15 protein-coding genes are annotated in these 15,071 nt (G+C 63.8%); 9 read left to right on the forward strand and 6 right to left on the reverse strand.

Features of this window, described 5'->3' with window-relative positions; genetic code table 11:
* Positions 1-42 precede the first annotated feature (42 nt).
* Both CSC73_RS18480 and CSC73_RS11475 read left to right on the forward strand, forming a co-directional pair.
* Complete coding sequence (locus CSC73_RS18480) at positions 43-306, forward strand: amidohydrolase family protein (protein ID WP_246197500.1); 264 nt, start codon at positions 43-45, stop codon at positions 304-306.
* Positions 307-567: 261 nt separating this feature from the next.
* On the forward strand, positions 568-1,149 hold the full coding sequence (locus CSC73_RS11475; protein WP_163840568.1) for a hypothetical protein: 582 nt from the start codon (positions 568-570) through the stop codon (positions 1,147-1,149).
* A 227-nt stretch (positions 1,150-1,376) separates the two neighbouring features.
* Here the strand turns inward: CSC73_RS11475 and CSC73_RS11480 are convergent, their stop codons facing one another.
* The 4 genes from CSC73_RS11480 to CSC73_RS11495 all read right to left on the reverse strand — a co-directional run bounded on the left by CSC73_RS11480 (position 1,377) and on the right by CSC73_RS11495 (position 3,279).
* Positions 1,377-1,571: a hypothetical protein gene (locus CSC73_RS11480; RefSeq protein WP_163840569.1), complete on the reverse strand. Its 195-nt coding sequence runs from the start codon at positions 1,569-1,571 to the stop codon at positions 1,377-1,379.
* Between the two features lie 264 nt (positions 1,572-1,835).
* Positions 1,836-2,438, reverse strand: a complete 603-nt coding sequence (locus CSC73_RS11485) for a DUF998 domain-containing protein (RefSeq protein ID WP_163840570.1) — start codon at positions 2,436-2,438, stop codon at positions 1,836-1,838.
* Positions 2,435-2,650, reverse strand: coding sequence for a helix-turn-helix transcriptional regulator (locus CSC73_RS11490; RefSeq protein WP_093281408.1), 216 nt, complete (start codon positions 2,648-2,650; stop codon positions 2,435-2,437). The genes CSC73_RS11485 and CSC73_RS11490 overlap by 4 nt, the downstream gene beginning before the upstream one ends.
* Complete coding sequence (locus tag CSC73_RS11495; RefSeq protein WP_163840571.1) at positions 2,647-3,279, reverse strand: DUF2178 domain-containing protein; 633 nt, start codon at positions 3,277-3,279, stop codon at positions 2,647-2,649. Before CSC73_RS11495 ends, CSC73_RS11490 begins: the two co-directional genes overlap by 4 nt.
* A gap of 133 nt (positions 3,280-3,412) precedes the next feature.
* On the opposite strand from CSC73_RS11495, the gene trxA reads away from it, so the two are divergent.
* Together trxA and CSC73_RS11505 are read left to right on the forward strand one after the other, a co-directional pair.
* Complete coding sequence (gene trxA, locus CSC73_RS11500; RefSeq protein WP_163840572.1) at positions 3,413-4,270, forward strand: thioredoxin; 858 nt, start codon at positions 3,413-3,415, stop codon at positions 4,268-4,270.
* Between the two features lie 233 nt (positions 4,271-4,503).
* On the forward strand, positions 4,504-4,968 hold the full coding sequence (locus tag CSC73_RS11505) for a DUF4442 domain-containing protein (protein ID WP_163840573.1): 465 nt from the start codon (positions 4,504-4,506) through the stop codon (positions 4,966-4,968).
* Here the strand turns inward: CSC73_RS11505 and CSC73_RS11510 are convergent, their stop codons facing one another.
* On the reverse strand, positions 4,969-6,306 hold the full coding sequence (locus CSC73_RS11510) for a hypothetical protein (protein WP_163840574.1): 1,338 nt from the start codon (positions 6,304-6,306) through the stop codon (positions 4,969-4,971).
* Positions 6,307-6,374: 68 nt separating this feature from the next.
* Between CSC73_RS11510 and CSC73_RS11515 the strand changes: the two genes are divergently transcribed.
* The 3 genes from CSC73_RS11515 (at position 6,375) to CSC73_RS11525 (ending at position 9,841) form a co-directional block, all read left to right on the forward strand.
* Complete coding sequence (locus CSC73_RS11515; RefSeq protein ID WP_163840575.1) at positions 6,375-7,049, forward strand: DUF502 domain-containing protein; 675 nt, start codon at positions 6,375-6,377, stop codon at positions 7,047-7,049.
* Positions 7,050-7,052: 3 nt separating this feature from the next.
* On the forward strand, positions 7,053-7,829 hold the full coding sequence (locus CSC73_RS11520) for a queuosine precursor transporter (protein WP_163840576.1): 777 nt from the start codon (positions 7,053-7,055) through the stop codon (positions 7,827-7,829).
* A gap of 194 nt (positions 7,830-8,023) precedes the next feature.
* Positions 8,024-9,841: a DUF885 domain-containing protein gene (locus tag CSC73_RS11525; RefSeq protein WP_163840577.1), complete on the forward strand. Its 1,818-nt coding sequence runs from the start codon at positions 8,024-8,026 to the stop codon at positions 9,839-9,841.
* A gap of 125 nt (positions 9,842-9,966) precedes the next feature.
* Here CSC73_RS11525 and CSC73_RS11530 read toward each other — a convergent pair whose 3' ends face one another.
* On the reverse strand, positions 9,967-11,559 hold the full coding sequence (locus CSC73_RS11530) for a phytoene desaturase family protein (protein WP_163840578.1): 1,593 nt from the start codon (positions 11,557-11,559) through the stop codon (positions 9,967-9,969).
* 149 nt (positions 11,560-11,708) lie between these two features.
* Between CSC73_RS11530 and CSC73_RS11535 the strand changes: the two genes are divergently transcribed.
* Together CSC73_RS11535 and CSC73_RS11540 are read left to right on the forward strand one after the other, a co-directional pair.
* Positions 11,709-13,385 (forward strand): FecR family protein, encoded by a 1,677-nt coding sequence (locus tag CSC73_RS11535; RefSeq protein WP_163840579.1) that lies wholly within the window; start codon positions 11,709-11,711, stop codon positions 13,383-13,385.
* The gene (locus CSC73_RS11540) at positions 13,382-15,067 is read left to right on the forward strand and encodes a CHASE2 domain-containing protein (RefSeq protein WP_163840580.1); all 1,686 of its coding nucleotides are present in this window, start codon (positions 13,382-13,384) and stop codon (positions 15,065-15,067) included. The genes CSC73_RS11535 and CSC73_RS11540 overlap by 4 nt, the downstream gene beginning before the upstream one ends.
* Positions 15,068-15,071 lie beyond the last annotated feature (4 nt).

The raw sequence follows: 15,071 nt of genomic DNA on the forward strand, positions 1-15,071 counted from the left end.
GCAGAAAGGCACCTGGTACGTACCGACGATCTCGGCACCGACATGGGCGTGGGCCCGCACGGCGACAACGCACGCGAGTTCCTGTACATGGTCGAAGCAGGCATTCCTGCCTCCTACACGTTGCAGGCAGCGACGTTGCACACCGCCACCGTCCTGGGCGTCGATGATCAGGGTGCGATCGAAACCGGCAAGCGCGCCGACATCATCGCCATGCCGGGCGATCCGGTGGCCGAGATCGGCAACGTGATGAAAGTGGATTTCGTGATGAAAGACGGCACGGTCTATCGCCAGCCCCTCGTCGGATAACGCAGGTACACGACACGCGATTCAAGTGAGCCGACTCACATTGTCCGCAAGCAATCGCAACGTGCCCTGCCTGCGTGCGGTGCGACGACCCGACACGATTTCCGACAACCATTCAACAAGCATAAACAACGAACGCACAAAACTGATCCTTCGTGATCGCCGACCATTCTCTTTGTGAGGCAAGGCATTCATTGGATGAATGCCATCGCTTGCGTCATGGACGAAGCCCGGCGATCTCCATAAGCATCCTTTGGAGTGGACATGATTGAAGTATCGACAGACGCAGGACGTGGCGCTCGAACCCCGGCGCACCTGATGCATGGCATGGTGGCGGCATTGCTTGTTCTTGGGCTTTCCGGCTGCGGCCGGGAGCCGTCCTCGTCGCCAGGCGAATCCGCGGACGTTGCGGAAACGACCTCGACGGCCGCAGCGCCGACCAAAGGCTTCCAGGATTACAGCGTCGAGGTGAAGCTGTCCCCCGCAGCTCAAGCACGTCTGGCCAAGGGAAAGGAAACCATCGTTATCTCCGCCGACTACTTTGGACAACCCATTCCGGCGGCCGCCAGCCAGGCCAAGCTTGGCCAGCTGGAGCTTGGCCACTCCCAGCAGGAGATGAGCGGTGCCGGTACGGCCAGATTCATCGGTACAGGGTTCTTGAGCGACAAGCTCGCCTCGATCTCGGGAGATCCGTTAGTGAACATCAACGTTTTTTCCGGACGCAAATCCTCGCCGGACAATTTTCTGCATTGCGATTTCTTTCAGGACACCCTGGCCGCCGCAGCCAAGACCCCGGTCGTTTTGCATTGCAAGCTGATCGACGAACCTTCCAGCTCCACGCGATAGGCTCAGCGCTGATCCGCCGCGCAACAACCACGCGTACTGAATCGCCATGCCGGGCGATCCGGCGGCCTGGACCGACAACGTGATGGAAGAGGATTTCGTGACGAAGGATGGTGTGGCCTATCGGTAACCGGCCATCGAACAAGGCAGATCGGCGCAACGGATTTTCGGATTGAAAAAGCGGCCGTTTGGCCGCTTTTTTTGTCACCGGTGCTAGTGGACGCCCAGCGTCACCAGACGCATCTCCAGCCCACGATCTGGCCCTGCGCATTGTAGATGTACTGCCTCTCCTGGCCCGCCTGGCAGACAGGATGAAGGCCGTAGGAATAGTTCGTTTCTTGCGGCAGCGACAACTCGGCCGCATTCTTCGCTTGTGCGGTCGACATGCCCAACACCATCATCGCTCCCAGAATCAGCATCTTCATACTATGCATTGCTCCATTATTTTTCTTGTGGCCCCTTCGACTGCATGAATCGTGTCCTACGGGGAAGAGTGACCGCCGCAGGAACATTTTCCTGCGACGACCCGATGCTAGCAATGGAATGTCCGCACTCACAAGGAAAAAAGCGCCTGCAACATCAAATGCTCCATCGCTCACAGATAGCCGGCTCGTGGATGTCACTGCGACGCGCATTTCCGTAGCGTGTTCGATGCATGTCTCACGATCGATGCATCGGCCACGCCGGGACTACGCTCCCGACGCGCGAATGCCCAAGCGACCTGCGACCGCAACCCATGACAGCCACAAACCGAATGCGATGCGTTGCGCCAATCCTGCAGGCATGAAATCGGTGAATACGAATCCGGCCAGCATGACGCCAGCGGCAATCGCCAGGCACAGCCAGGCGAATCGGCGCGCGTTCGGATAAGCCAACAGCCCGGCTCCCATCAGCACCGCAGCGGGAACGAACGCCACCGTCCACAGCATCCAGGCTGTGCCGTGCAGCCGGCTGCTTTCGTTCTCCAAATCCTGGGGATCCAGCGGCAACAGACCCATGGCGATGAAAGCCAATGCCGACAGGAACACCAGCTGCGCGCCGATGCGAAGGGACCAGCCGGCGCCCGCCGGCAACCGGCGACGCAACGCCATCGCCACGACTCCGGCCAGCATTCCCGGCATCACGAACGCCAGCAGATTGAAGGCCAACGCATTCGGGAAACCTTTGGCGCCAAGCAGAGCAACCGGCATCCGCAGCTGCGAATAACCATCCAGCGCCATACCGAAACCACTCACCGATACCAGAAACAGGATCGCGGCGATCCAGCCGGCATGACCCGGCAATGACCTCATTCGGTCTTCCATCGAAACACCTCCTCCACGCCCACGCCGAATGCGCGTGCGATGCGGAACGCCAGTTCCAGCGACGGCGAATACTTGCCCGCTTCCAAGGCGATGATCGTCTGCCGGGTCACGCCGCAGGCCTGGGCCAAGGCTTCCTGCGTCATCTCGCCGCGCTCGAAGCGCCAGCGGCGGATGTCGTTGGCGATGGGAGTGCCGGTCATCGACGGTCGCGCCAGTAATAGGCGGCCGCCGCGCCGTATTCGAACAGGCCACCCAGCATCAGCGAGAAGACCAGCAGATTGGCGATCGTCACCGGCGTCGCCCAGACCAGCCTTTCCGACGGCGAAAAACCCAACGTCACCACCAAGGCTATGACGCAGAACACCAACCCGCCACGCCCCCAACGGCTGGCGCGCGCCGCGATTTCGCGGTCGCGTTCGTCCTCTTGCACTTCGTGCTTCCAGCGCGCGCGCGTGACGCGGGACAACAGTATCCAGGCGCCAAGCAGTATCACCAGGTTGCGGCCGACGGCGCGTGCATCCGGGCCGAACACGACGGCAAAGCTTTGCCCCGAAGTCTCCAGACTGAACAGGGAAAATAGGGCAACACCAAGGATGAACCCGAATCCGTTGCGCGCTTTCCATTCCCCAGGCGAAGCGGCGCTTTCGAACCCGCTGCGCAGTGCCCGGTCGGCGGCATACAGCGCCACGGCCGCAGTGACGACCAGCAGCGCCATGCCCAATTGCCCCATATCCAAACCCAATACACGGCCAGGCGGCTCCGCAAGTAGCAACCACAGCGCCAATACCGCAACCAGTAGCAAACCGAACCAAGCCAAATATCGCGACATGATGTCACCTTGTTTCAACATAATGTATGTTGAACATTACATCATGAAAAATCAATGTCAAGTCTTTTTTACATCCACTTGTATCCTTTCCTGACAACACCATCTCTCACCCAGTTTTTGAACGAGCCCCGCCATGTCCGATCACGTTTTCGACGCGACCACAGAGACCTTCGAAGCCGAGGTCCTGCAAAAATCCCTGCAGACTCCCGTGCTGGTCGACTTCTGGGCGACCTGGTGCGGACCCTGCAAGACCCTGGGGCCGATCCTGGAAAAGCTGGCCGGCGAATACAACGGCGCTTTCCGCCTGGCCAAGGTCGACGTGGACAAGCAACAGGAGATCGCCGCGGCTTTCCAGATCCGTTCGGTGCCGACCGTATTCCTGGTCAAGGGCGGACAGATCGTGGACGGTTTTCCCGGCGCGGTGCCGGAAGGCCAGTTGCGCGACTTCCTGAAACAGCACGGGATCGAACCGGGCCTGGCTGCCAATGAAGAACCCGTTGCGGAAGAAGCCGCCCCGCTGGACCCGCATGCGGAAGTCCTGGCCTTGCGCAAGGCGATCGAAACCGAGCCGGACAAGGCCGAACTCAAGCTCGACCTCGCCCTGGCCTTGCTCAAGACCGGCGCAGCTGCCGAGGCCGAAACGCTGCTCGATGCCCTGCCCGCCAATCTGGCCACCGACGACCGCACGATCCGCGCCCGCTCGCGGCTGAGTTTCGTCGCGATACTGAAGGACGCGCCGCCGGTGGAAGTGCTGGAGGCCGCCATCGCTTCCGATCCGGACGACCTGCGGGCACGCCGCCTGCTGGGCGTGCAGCAGTTGCTGGGCGGAAAGGAAGAAGCGGGGCTGGAACAGTTCCTGGAAATGCTGAGGCGCGACCGCAGCTATGAGGATGGATTGCCGAAGAAGTTGCTCATCGATGCCTTCCGCGTGGTCGAGGACCAGGATCTGGTGGGCCGGTACCGGCGGAAGATGTCTTCGCTGTTGTTCTAGCGACACCGCGCAAGTAACGCCCAGTCCAGCAAAAAAAGCGACCGTCATCCCGGCGAAGGCCGGGACCCAACCATCACCCCTCGCACAATTGGGCCCCGGCTTTCGCCGGGATGACGTTCTCCAAGGGATGGAGGCCCCTTGATGACCACCTCAAGCCACCGGCTCCATGGCTCCACGGCTTCCATACCCAATCGTATGGTAGTGTTCCGGCCAGTCCCCCTAAGAGCCGCCCCGTGAAACCCTCCACCCTGCGCCTGATCTTCAACCTCTGGCCGCCGTTCGTGGCCAGCGGCATCCACGTCACCCGCTTCTCGCCCGACTGGCGGCATGTCCGCGTGGAAATGCGCATGCGCCCGTGGAACCGCAACTATGTCGGCACCCACTTCGGCGGCAACCTGTTCGCCATGACCGACCCGTTCTGGATGATTCCGATCAAGGAATGCCTGGGCAACGACTACCTGGTCTGGGACAAGGCGGCCGAGATCGAGTTCGTCAAGCCCGGCAAGGGCACGGTGCACGCCGAGTTCAATGTGGAAGACGGTGCGCTGGACGAGATCCGCGCCGCGACCGCGGGCGGAGAGAAATACCTGAAATGGTTCCCGGTCGATGTGATCGATGCGCAGGGCGATGTGGTGGCGCGGGTGCGCAAGCAGGTCTATGTGCGATTGAAGGAAAGGATTCGCACCGCAGCCACCTGATCAATGCGACTGGGGTTTATTCATCCAGCCGGCAATCGGCAGTTGCCAGGTATCGCCTTCGGGCCGGCTCTCGTACATCGGCACCACCAACGTCTTTCCGTCTTCGCTGATGCTGATTTCACGAGCCGGACTTCTGAGCGCTTGCGGGCGCGACGCCAGACGGTCGGATAGTGGACGCGTGTCGTCCGCGTTGGTGCGTAGCCACAACCAGGTCGCGACCAGTTTCTGCCGCATCTCGGCATCCTGCAGTCGCCATGCATATTCGGCGTACGCAGGCGGAAGGGTGTCGTTAACAACGCAGCCCATTGCGTTGGACACGCACCGGATCGACGCCAGCGAGGCCGGCAACGTCGCATCGCTCAAGGGCTCGTCGGCAAGAATCCGTTCACGTGCGTGCTCTTCGCAGAACCAGGTCGCGTGTCGGGCATTGCGTGCCAGCGTCTTTTCGACATCAAGGAGCCAGGAGGTTGGCTTCCAGCTTTCCCCGGCCTTCGCCTGGTAGGCGGACCGCAACATGCCCAATCCAAAGCGACCCTCGCCTAGCATGGTCGGACAGATGCTCGACGTCATAGCACCATCGGCCTGGAAAACGCGGAGGCAGTTCGTTGGAACGGGATGATCCGCCGGCAGTTCCGCCAACATGTCGACGAACAACCGGCTGGCCCCCTCCATCATCGCCACACCGATCATGCTGCCAATCAGGTTATCGCCGCTGGCCACCAGCTTGCGGGCTATCGAGGCATTGCGGCATACGCCTTCTAACGCCGATGTCGCGTCGCCGCGGGCGAAGTTATAGGCGTGCACTGGCAGATCGCGAGTCAGCCATCGATAGTCGGGCAAGGGCGTATCGATCCGGGATGGAAACGGATTGCGGAAATAGTCGTACCCGTCCAGCGCCGCGACGCGCGACGCGATCTTGCTGCGTGCCTCCCCCTTACGCTCGTACTCCGGCAAGATCGAACGGATCTTCTGCAAACAGCCGGGTTCGCGCAAACGGCATTCGCCGCCGGCATCGGTAAGATCTCCATCGAGACGGGCGGCACCGAGCGAGAGTGAAAACAACGTCGCATCGCCCCCGAATTGAACAGGAATAGCCGCGAACCGCGCGACTTCAGGCGCCAGTACGCTCTCGGCCTGTTCTATGGGGACATTGTAGGCCAGCAACCACAACGCGGCGCCACCGTTCCTGCCCGGCGAGGCAGGTGCAGCTTCCAACTTCGCCAGCGCTGCCGCTTCATCCGCAGGCACCGGCATCAGCCGGCTTATCGCGTAAAGCAGCAATACCGCCAGCAAAGCGCAGCCGGCCACGGCCGCGCCCCATTTGAAAACCCCGTGCATCGCGCCCCCTGGATACCGGATCCTGTGTCGACTATAGCCCGACCCATGCAGCGCCTTACAATAGCCGTATGACCCCCGACTCCCCCGCAACCCACCGCCCTTCCCTGCAGAAGCTCTTCCTGACCGGCCTGCTGACCCTGCTGCCGATCTGGCTGACCTGGGTAGTGGTCAAGTTCGTGTTCGTACTCTTGTCGGATATCAGCCGGCCGCTGGTCGAACCCATGTCGCACCAGATCGCGGCCTCGTTCCCCGATTCGATGGGCTGGTTCAATGCGCAATGGGTGCAGGCCGGCATCGCGCTGATCGCCACGCTGTTCGTGATTCTGGCCGTCGGCGTGCTGACCCGGCGCGTGGTCGGGCAACGCCTGCTGGGCTGGTTCGAACTTTTGATCCTGCGCATTCCGCTGGCCAGCACCATCTACACCAGCGCGCGGCAGCTGCTGGACATCCTGCAGACCAAGCCGGGCAACACGCAACGCGTGGTGCTGGTGGATTTCCCGCACAAGGAAATGAAATCGGTCGGCCTGGTGACGCGCATCCTCAAAGAGGAAGGCACCGGGCGCGAGCTGGCCGCCGTGTACGTGCCGACCACGCCCAACCCGACTTCCGGCTACCTGGAAATCGTGCCGATAGAAATGCTCACGCCCACCGACTGGACCGTGGACCAGGCGATGAGCTTCATCATTTCCGGCGGCGCGGTTTCGCCGGAAAGCGTGCCCTTCACCCGCGCGGGCGATCGCTGACCGATGTCGCCGGCGCGCACGCTCGACGACCGCGCGGTAAGGCTGTTCATCGCGCTGGCCGCGTTCTTCTGCGTCAACGCGGTGCTGGCCGAATTCATCGGGGTCAAAATCTTCGCGTTGGAAGACACTCTGGGCATCGCGCCGCTCGAATGGAACCTGTTCGGGCAGAAAGGCTCGTTGAGCTTCACTGCTGGCACCCTGTTGTGGCCGATGGTGTTCATCCTCACCGATACCATCAACGAATTCTTCGGCCGCCGCGGCGTGAAGTTCATCTCATGGGTGGCGGTGGCGCTGATCGTCTACGGATTCCTGTTCGCCTTCGCCGCCATCGCGCTGGCCCCGGCGGGCTGGTGGGTGACGGCCGCGCAACCGCAGGGCGTGCCCGACTACCAGAAGGCTTTCGCTGCGATCTTCGGCCAGGGCATGTGGACGATCGCCGGTTCCATCGTCGCCTTCCTGCTGGGGCAGTTGATCGATGTCGCCGTATTCCACCGCATCCGCAACGCCACCGGCGAAAAACATGTGTGGCTGCGCGCCACCGGTTCCACAGCGGTCTCGCAGCTGGTCGACAGTTTCGTGGTGCTGTACATCGCTTTCGTGCTGGGACCGCAGAAGTGGCCGACATCGTTGTTCCTGGCGGTCAGCACGGTCAACTACGCCTACAAGATGCTGGCGGCGATCGCGCTGATCCCGCTGCTGTACCTGATGCGGCGCGGCATACGCGCCTACCTGGGCAGCGCGCGCGAGAAGGAACTGCGCGAGGAAGCCGCAGCCGATTGAACCTGCGGTGATTGTAGGAGCTGCGTAAGCTGCGACCACTGCAATCGCACGATCCGGAAAAGCCCGCTGCAAACGTAATTGCCTGGTCGCAGCTTACGCAGCTCCTATAATCATGCCTATCCGTGACTTTCGTCGCTGGCCCCGAACGCCCGCATACGGCACTCTCGCTGGCTAACGCCCTCCGGAGCCTTGCGATGACCCGTCTGCTGCCCAGCCTGCTTGTCCTTGCCACCGCCGCCGTTCTGATGACCGCGGTTCCGCAAGCCGAAGCCGCGAAGAAGAAAACGGCCGAAACCGTCCAGGTCGCGGAGGACAAGGGCGCGCAGCTGACCAAGCTCTATTCCGAATACTGGGAAGAGACGCTCAAACTCAATCCTGTCCAAGCCACCTTCCAGGGCGACAACCGCTACAACGACCTGTTGCCCGACTTCGGTTCGGCCGAATACCGCAAACAGCAGCACGATTTCACCGTGCGTTGGCTGAAGACCATCAAGGATGTCGGCAGCGCGGGTCTGCAGGGCCAGGATCTGCTGAGCTATGAAATCTTCGTGCGCGATGCGGAGAACTCGCTGGAAGGCGAGAAATTCCCCGACTGGATGATGCCCGTCAACCAGATGGCCAGTATCGCCAGCTACGCGGTGATGCTGGGCGCGGGCACCAGTGCGCAACCATTCAAGACGGTGAAGGACTACGACAACTGGCTGGCGCGCGGCAACAGGCTGCCGGTCCTGTTCGACACCGACATCGCCAACATGCGCGAAGGCATCAAGGCCGGCGTGGTGCAGCCGCGCGCGCTGATGGTCAAGGTCATCCCGCAGCTGGACGCGCTGATCAAGGACAAGCCGGAAGACACCCTGTTCTGGGGCCCGATCAAGAACCTTCCCGCCGATTTCAGCGCCGCCGACAAGCAACGCCTCACTGCCGACTATCGCAAGATGATCGGCGAACAGCTGCTGCCGGCCTATCGCAAACTGCGCGCTTTCATTAACGACGAATACCTGCCGGCCACGCGCGACAGCGTTGGTCTGGACAAACTGCCCGACGGGCTGGCCTGGTACGCCTACAACGCGCGCAATTCCACCACCACCGACATGAGCCCCGATGCCATCCACCAGCTCGGCCTGAGCGAGGTGGCGCGCATCCATGGCGAGATCCGCAAGCTGATGGCCGAAACCGGCTTCAAGGGCTCGCTGCAGGATTTCTTCAAGTTCATGCAGAACGATCCGCGTTTCAGCTTCAAGGACGAGCCCGCGTTGCTGGCGTACTACCGCGCGCTGGAAGCACGGATCAACAAGCGCATTCCCGAGCAGTTCTCGCTGACGCCCAAGGCGCCGTTCGAGATCCGCCCGGTGGAGGAATTCCGCGCCAAGTCCGCGGCCGGCGGCGAATACCAGAGTCCCAGCGAAGACGGCAGCCGTCCCGGCATCTTCTACGTCAACACCTACGACCTGCCCACACGCAAGACCTGGGATGCGGAAGACCTGTATCTGCACGAAGCGATCCCGGGCCATCATTTCCAACTCGCCCTGCAGCAGGAACTCAGCGGCGTGCCGGCATTCCGCCGCTTCGGCGGCGAGACCGCCTTCATCGAAGGCTGGGGCCTGTACTCCGAATCGCTGGGCAAGTCGTTGGGCGTGTACGAGACTCCGTACGACTACTTCGGCTACCTGCAGAACGAACTGTGGCGCGCGATCCGCCTGGTCACCGACACCGGCCTGCACAGCAAGGGCTGGACCCGCGAACAGGTGATCAAGTACATGCTGGACAATTCCGCCGAGAGCGAAACGCAATCCACCGCCGAAGCCGAACGCTACATCGCCTGGCCGGCGCAGGCGCTGGCCTACAAGATCGGCGAACTCAAGATCCAGCAGCTGCGGGCCAAGTCGGAGAAGGAATTGGGAAGCAAGTTCGACGTGCGCGAATTCCACGCCGAAGTGCTGAAGGACGGCTCGGTGCCGCTGGACGTGCTGGAAGCGAAGATAGACCGCTGGATCGCAAGCAAGAAAGGCTGATCCTGCGGAGCGGGCGCAACGCCCGCCCCGCCTCGTGTTGTAGGAGCGACGCGAGTCGCGAAGCTGGTCATCGTTCAGACGTCCACTGCTTCGCGACTCGCGTCGCTCCTACTAGTGGAGGGTCATCACCGCAGATCGGCGATGACCACCTTGGCCGCGTTGTGCCCCGGCGCGCCGGTCACGCCGCCGCCGGGATGCGTGCCGGCCCCACAGAGATATAGACCCGGTACAGCACCGCGATAATCCGCCTGGCCGACCATGGGCCGCGCGCTGAAAAGCTGATTGAGCGACAGCGCGCCATGGAAAATATCGCCGCCGATCAGACCGAAAGTGCGTTCGAGATCCATCGGCGTCAGCACTTGCCTTCCCAACACCGAAGCAGCGAAGCCCGGCGCGTATCTGTCGACCGTGGCGATCATCAGGTCAGCGACTTCGTCGCGATGGTCGTCCCAGCTGCGGCCGTCGGACAGTTCGGGCTGCACCTGCTGGCAGAACAGGCTGGCAACGTGCTGCCCGGGAGGCGCCAGCGTGTCGTCGAGCGTGGACGGAATCAGCATCTCGACGATCGGCTCCTTCGACCATCCGTTCGCACGGGCATCAAGATAGGCGCGGTCCATGTAGTCCAGATCCGGCGCCATGATGATGCCGGCGGTGAGGTGGTCGCCTTCGCCCGGCAATGCGGTGAAATCGGGCAGTCGCGACAGGGCCACGTTCATGCGCAATGTGCCGGAACCGCAACGCCAGTTGGCCATGCGCTCGCGGGTGGGCGCGGGCACCGCGGCCGGCGACATCAACCGCTCGTACAGCAGTTTCGGATTGACGTTGGCGACCACCGCGCGCGCGCGCAAAGTTTCGCCGGACTCGGTGAGCACACCCACGGCACGCCCCTGCTCGACCAGCACTTCGCGCACGCCCGCATCGGTACGGATTTCCACGCCGGCGGCCACGGCCGCCTTCGCCATCGCCTGGGTGATCGCGCCCATGCCGCCGATGGCATGGCCCCACGCGCCTTTGACTCCGTTCACTTCGCCGAACACGTGATGCAGCAATACGTAGGCCGAACCCGGCGTATACGGGCTGGCGTAGTTGCCGACGATGCCGTCGAAGCCCAACACGGCCTTGATCGGCGTGCTCTCGAACCAGCGATCCAGGTACTCGCCCGCCGAGACGGTGAACAGATCCAGCAGTTCCTGGCGCAGGGTTTCGTCCAGCGCATGCAGACGCTTTCCCAGGCGCCCCGCGCGCATCAGCTCGGGAAGCGCTTTCCACCAGCCGCCGTCGGTCACGTTGGGCGGCGGCTGCAGGGCCAACGCACGCAGCACATCGGCGATGGCGTCCAGGCGGCGTTCGTATTCGGGCAAGCGCTCGGCGTCGCGGCGGGAGAACTTGGCCACCTGCTCAAGGGTCTCGCCGCCTCCGGTCAGCAGGTAGCGGCCGTCGGGCAACGGCAGGAAATTGCTGCGCTTGCGGTGCACGATCTTCAAGCCGTGCCCATGCAGGTCCAGGTCGGCGATGACCTTGGGCTGCAGCAGCGACACCGTGTAGGAAGCTACCGAATTACGGAAACCGGGATGGAATTCCTCGGTCACGGCCGCACCGCCGACTACTTGCCGGCGTTCCAATACAGTGACCTTCAATCCGGCCTTGGCAAGATAAGCCGCGCAGACCAGGCCATTGTGGCCGCCTCCCACCAGCAATACATCGCATTTACCCGTCATCTGGAACACCCTGTCTTCCCGGCTTGGAATAGCCGTCCGACAGGAATCATCTCGCGAAAACGGTCTGCGCGTAACGTAGGTTCCAGTCTGGCCAGGCCACTTAATGCCAACCGGTTCACTTATAATCGTGGAAGTGGGGCATCGGCGACATGATGGGCATGCGGGTCAGTTTCGATATCGACTATTCCAGCTGGCGCCGTGCTGGCCTGCTGGGCAGATGCTGCATGCTGTTGCTGTTGCTGGCATGCAGTCCGCTGGCCCTGGCCGAGGACTGGAGCTACCGCATCCGCCCAGGCGACACGATCTGGGACCTGGCAGGCGAGTACCTCAAACCCGGCATTCCCTGGCAGCGCCTGCAGGCGCATAACGGCATCTCCAACCCCTACCAGCTTCCCCCCGGCTCTACGGTTCGCTTCCCGCTTGCCTGGCTGCATCTGCAGCCGGCGCGGGCGCGGGTGGTCGCAGTACGCGGCCAGGCCCTGGTCGATGGCATCGGGAGCGGCCGGGCCGTCCCGGCGACCGAAGGCATGCAGTTGGGCGCCGGCGCTCTTTTGCGTACCGCGCGGGATGCGACATTGACCCTGGAGTTCGCCGACCACACGCGCCTGCTGCTGCAAAGCGATAGCGAACTTCGCCTGGACCGCCTCAGCCAGTACGGCAAGAGCGGCATGGTCGATACCCGCCTGCGCCTGCAACGCGGCCGCATCACCAATAGCGTGACCCCCAGCCGCGGCGCTTCGCCGGCCTTCATCGTGGACACGCCCAACGCCACTTCGGCGGTACGCGGTACGCGCTTCCGGGTGAACGCGGAGGAGTCGCGCACCCAGGCCGAAGTGACCGAAGGCAGCGTCGCGGTCAGCGCCGGCTCCCGCAACGCGCTGGTCAGGCATGGTTATGGCGCAGTGGTGGCCGCCGGACAGGCGGCGCCGATCCGGGCGGTGCCGCTGTTGCCCGCGCCGGATCTCTCGGGCGTTCCCGCGAAGTTGAACGGCACGCGCGCCGAAGTGCAATGGCACGCGCTGGAACAGGCGCGGCGTTACCGCGTGCAGGCCAGCAATACGGCCACCTTCGATACCCTGCTGGCCGACCTGGAAACCACCGCGCCGCTGGCCAAGCTGCCGTTGCTGCAGGAGGGGGCGTATTTCCTGCGCGTGCGCGCCATCGACGCGCAGGGACTGGAAGGCCACGACGCCACCACCCGTTTCGTCGCCGAAACGCTGCCCGAACCTCCCTTCGCCATCGCGCCCAAGACCGACAGCCTGGTCCGCGAAGTCCAGCCCGAGTTCCGTTGGGCGGACGTAGCCGAGGCGGCGGGCTACCGCTTCGAACTGGCCGACAACGCCGGTTTCGAACGCCCGCTTTCCTTCCAGGAAAAGGGCACCCGCACGCGCGCGCCGCGCGCGCTGGCGCCCGGCCGCTATTACTGGCGCATCGCAAGCGACGCCAGCAACGGCCGTCAAGGCCCGTACGGCGACCCCATCGCATTCACCGTGCAGCCTTTGCCGGAAGCGGGCGAGATCGAAGACGAAGCCGGCGACTCGCGCAGCGTGACTTTCCACTGGCGCGCCGGGGAACCGGGCCAGCGCTACCGCTTCCAGTTGTCGCGCTCGCCCGACTTCAAGAATCCCCGCGTCGACCAGGTGGTGGACCAATCGCAGATCACTCTGCCCAAACTCCGGGCGGGCACCTGGTACCTGCGCGCGCAGGCCATCGGCGGCGACGGCTACGAAGCGCCTTTCCCGCCTGCGCAACGCGTGAAGGTGCCGTGCGGCGTCTGCAAGGGCATCGCAGCGGGCGGCATGCTGTGGATCCTGCTGACGCTATGAACGGACCGCGCACCCACGCGATCCGGAGCAGATCGCGCCTGCTCACCGCACTGGCCGCGGCCTCGATCGTGACCTTGCTGCATTTGTTCTCGGCGACCTGGCGCGCGGATGCGTGGATGTACGACGCGCTGGTCCAAGCCTCTTCCCACACCGCCGACGACCGCATCGTGATCGTGGCGATCGACGAAAAAAGCCTGACCGAACTCGGGCGCTGGCCGTGGTCGCGGCGCACGCACGCCGAACTGCTGGGGCGCCTTGGCGATGCCGGCGTACGCGGCGTGGCTCTGAACATCCTGCTTTCGGAGCCCGCCCTGTTCGACCCGGAAGGCGATGCGCTGCTGGCGCAGGCGTTGAACCGCAGCGGCAAGGTGGTGCTGCCGGTATACGCCGAGGCCGAACACCTCAACGGCCCTTCGGTGGAACTCATGCCGATCCCCGAGTTCGCCGCCGCAGCCGCTTCGCTGGGCCATGTGGACATGGCGCTGGACGGCGACGGCATGGCGCGCAGCATGTTCCTGCGCGCCGGTCTGGGCTCGCCGCACTGGCCGTCGCTGGCCCTGGCCCTGAGCCAGATCGGAAACGAGCCCAACCCCGCCGCCGAACTTCCGGGGCTGCGCGTGGCCGACCTGCAGGATGCGTCGCCGCATCGCTGGGTGCGCGACTACCAGGTGCTGATCCCGTACACGGACCCGCCCGACGGCTTCCAGACCGTCTCCTACGTCGACGTGCTGAAAGGAACCGTGCCGCCTTCATTGCTGCGCGGGCGCTGGGTGCTGGTGGGCGTGACCGCCGCGGGCATGGGCGACGAACTTGCCGCACCGGGTTGGCACGCCACGGAACCGCGCATGTCGGGTATCGACTACCAGGCCAACGCGCTGAACATGCTGATGGGCAACGATGCCGTGGTGCCGCTGTCGATAACCTGGCAGGTCGCCCTGTCGAGCCTGATGGTGATCCTGCCGCTGCTGCTGCTCGGGCTTCCCGGGCTGCATCGGATCTGGCGGCCGATGCTCATCGCATTGCTGACGGTACCGTTGCTGTCCTGGCTGCTGCTGCGGTTCGCGCATGTGTGGTATCCGCCGGTACCCGCGCTGCTGGTGCTGGGCCTGGGCGCCTCGCTGCTGATTCTGCGCGCGCTGCGGCGGACGCGGCTGCAGGCCCAGTCCGACCCCCTTACCGGCCTGGCCAACCGCATCAAGTTCGACGAGGAACTGGAACAGGAACTGCGCTCGGCGCGGCGCACCGGCCAGCCGCTTTCCTTGCTGCTGCTGGACGTAGACCATTTCAAGCGCCTCAACGACGGCCTGGGCCATCCCGCTGGCGACGAAGTGCTGCGCGCGCTGTCCACCATCCTGCGGGGCCGTGCGCGCCGTCCCCGCGACCTGGTGGCGCGTCTGGGCGGCGACGAGTTCGCCGTACTGCTGCCCGAAACAACACCGCAGGCAGCCGCCGCCATCGCGACCACCATCCATGTGGACCTGGCCAACTTGTCCTCGCGCACCGGCAACCATGTGCCTTTGCCGCCGTTCACGGCCAGCATCGGCATCCACACCACCCAGAGCGAAGAAGAAACCGCGGCGTACGTGTTCGAACTCGCCGACAACGCGCTCTACCAGGCCAAGCAGGCCGGCCGCAACCGCAGCTTCAGCCATACCGGCGAACGGGGTTGCGCGCCGAGCTGAAGCA

The sequence above is a fragment of the Pseudoxanthomonas sacheonensis genome (genome assembly GCF_010093305.1).
Classification (GTDB): Bacteria; Pseudomonadota; Gammaproteobacteria; order Xanthomonadales; family Xanthomonadaceae; genus Pseudoxanthomonas_A; species Pseudoxanthomonas_A sacheonensis.

Coding starts and splice junctions, on each gene's coding strand:
- CSC73_RS18480 (WP_246197500.1), top strand. CDS start 43: ATGGGCGTGGGCCCGCACGGCGACAACGCACGCGAGTTCCTGTACATG.
- CSC73_RS11475 (WP_163840568.1), top strand. CDS start 568: ATGATTGAAGTATCGACAGACGCAGGACGTGGCGCTCGAACCCCGGCG.
- CSC73_RS11480 (WP_163840569.1), bottom strand. CDS start 1,571: ATGAAGATGCTGATTCTGGGAGCGATGATGGTGTTGGGCATGTCGACC.
- CSC73_RS11485 (WP_163840570.1), bottom strand. CDS start 2,438: ATGAGGTCATTGCCGGGTCATGCCGGCTGGATCGCCGCGATCCTGTTT.
- CSC73_RS11490 (WP_093281408.1), bottom strand. CDS start 2,650: ATGACCGGCACTCCCATCGCCAACGACATCCGCCGCTGGCGCTTCGAG.
- CSC73_RS11495 (WP_163840571.1), bottom strand. CDS start 3,279: ATGTCGCGATATTTGGCTTGGTTCGGTTTGCTACTGGTTGCGGTATTG.
- trxA (WP_163840572.1), top strand. CDS start 3,413: ATGTCCGATCACGTTTTCGACGCGACCACAGAGACCTTCGAAGCCGAG.
- CSC73_RS11510 (WP_163840574.1), bottom strand. CDS start 6,306: ATGCACGGGGTTTTCAAATGGGGCGCGGCCGTGGCCGGCTGCGCTTTG.
- CSC73_RS11515 (WP_163840575.1), top strand. CDS start 6,375: ATGACCCCCGACTCCCCCGCAACCCACCGCCCTTCCCTGCAGAAGCTC.
- CSC73_RS11520 (WP_163840576.1), top strand. CDS start 7,053: ATGTCGCCGGCGCGCACGCTCGACGACCGCGCGGTAAGGCTGTTCATC.
- CSC73_RS11525 (WP_163840577.1), top strand. CDS start 8,024: ATGACCCGTCTGCTGCCCAGCCTGCTTGTCCTTGCCACCGCCGCCGTT.
- CSC73_RS11530 (WP_163840578.1), bottom strand. CDS start 11,559: ATGACGGGTAAATGCGATGTATTGCTGGTGGGAGGCGGCCACAATGGC.
- CSC73_RS11535 (WP_163840579.1), top strand. CDS start 11,709: ATGATGGGCATGCGGGTCAGTTTCGATATCGACTATTCCAGCTGGCGC.
- CSC73_RS11540 (WP_163840580.1), top strand. CDS start 13,382: ATGAACGGACCGCGCACCCACGCGATCCGGAGCAGATCGCGCCTGCTC.